The sequence below is a fragment of the Burkholderia sp. 9777_1386 genome, from assembly GCF_015712265.1.
In the GTDB taxonomy this organism is placed as follows: Bacteria; Pseudomonadota; Gammaproteobacteria; order Burkholderiales; family Burkholderiaceae; genus Burkholderia; species Burkholderia cenocepacia.
In genome coordinates this window covers 1-1727 of record NZ_JACCQB010000117.1, presented here as the reverse complement: position 1 = coordinate 1727, position 1727 = coordinate 1, and the positions used below count along the sequence as shown (strand labels likewise).

General features: G+C 67.3%; 1 protein-coding gene. It reads left to right on the top strand.

From position 1 onward, the window contains the following. Positions 1–1727: acetate--CoA ligase (acs, locus tag H0X91_RS34600; protein ID WP_196433814.1), on the top strand; the 1727-nt coding region annotated here is incomplete at both ends.

Sequence of the window (1727 nt, the reverse complement as noted above, 5' to 3'; positions counted from 1 at the left end):
GAATCGGTTCTTCACGAAACCCGTCAGTTCGCGCCGCCCGCGGCGCTCGAGAAGACGGCGGCCATTTCCGGCATGCCGGCCTATCGCGCGCTCGTCGCCGAGGCCGAGCAGGATTACGAAGGCTTCTGGGCGCGTCTCGCGCGCGCAGGCCTCACGTGGCACAAGCCGTTCACGAAGGTGCTCGACGAGCGCAACGCGCCGTTCTACACCTGGTTCGACGACGGCGAGCTGAACGCGTCGTACAACTGTCTCGACCGTCACGTCGAAGCCGGCCACGGCGAGCGCGTCGCGGTGATCTTCGAGGCCGACGACGGCACCGTCACCCGCGTCACCTATGCCGATCTCCTCGCGCGCGTATCGCGCTTCGCGAATGCGCTGAAGAAACGCGGGATCGGCAAGGGCGATCGCGTCGTCATCTACATTCCGATGTCGATCGAAGGCATCGTCGCGATGCAGGCCTGCGCGCGCATCGGCGCGACCCACTCGGTCGTGTTCGGCGGCTTCTCCGCGAAATCGCTGAACGAGCGGCTCGTCGACGTCGGCGCGGTCGCGCTGATCACCGCCGACGAGCAGGCGCGCGGCGGCAAGACGCTGCCGCTCAAGAGCATCGCCGACGAGGCGATCGCGCTGGGCGGCTGCGAAGCGGTCAAGAGCGTGATCGTCTATCGCCGCACCGGCGGCAAGATCGACTGGCATGCAGGCCGCGACCTGTGGATGCACGAGTTGGTGGACGGCGAATCCGACCGCTGCGAGCCGACCTGGGTCGGCGCCGAGCATCCGCTGTTCATCCTGTATACGTCGGGCTCGACCGGCAAGCCGAAGGGCGTGCAGCACAGCACGGGCGGCTACCTGCTGTGGGCCGCGCAGACGATGAAGTGGACCTTCGACTGGAAACCCGACGACGTGTTCTGGTGCACGGCCGACATCGGCTGGGTCACGGGCCACACGTACATCACCTACGGCCCGCTCGCATGCGGCGGCACGCAGGTCGTGTTCGAAGGCGTGCCGACGTATCCGGACGCCGGCCGCTTCTGGAAGATGATCGGCGATCACAAGGTCACCGTGTTCTACACCGCGCCGACCGCGATCCGTTCGCTGATCAAGGCGGCCGAAGCCGACGACAAGGTGCATCCGAAGAGCTATGACCTGTCGAGCCTGCGCATCATCGGCACGGTCGGCGAGCCGATCAATCCGGAAGCGTGGATGTGGTACCACAAGCACGTCGGCCACGAGCGCTGCCCGATCGTCGATACGTGGTGGCAGACCGAGACCGGCGGCCACATGATCACGCCGCTGCCGGGCGCCACGCCGACCGTGCCGGGTTCGTGCACGCTGCCGCTGCCGGGCATCACGGCCGCGGTGGTCGACGAGACGGGGCAGGACGTGCCGAACGGGCAAGGCGGCATTTTGGTCGTCAAGCGCCCGTGGCCCGCGATGATCCGCACGATCTGGGGCGACCCGGAGCGTTTCAAGAAAAGCTACTACCCGGAAGAGCTCGGCGGCACGCTCTATCTGGCCGGCGACGGCACCGTGCGCGACAAGGAGACCGGCTACTTCACGATCATGGGCCGGATCGACGACGTGCTGAACGTGTCGGGCCACCGGCTCGGCACGATGGAGATCGAGTCGGCGCTGGTGTCGCATGCACTCGTGGCCGAGGCAGCGGTGGTCGGCCGTCCGGACGATACGACGGGCGAGGCGGTCGTGGCGTTCGTGGTGCTGAAGCG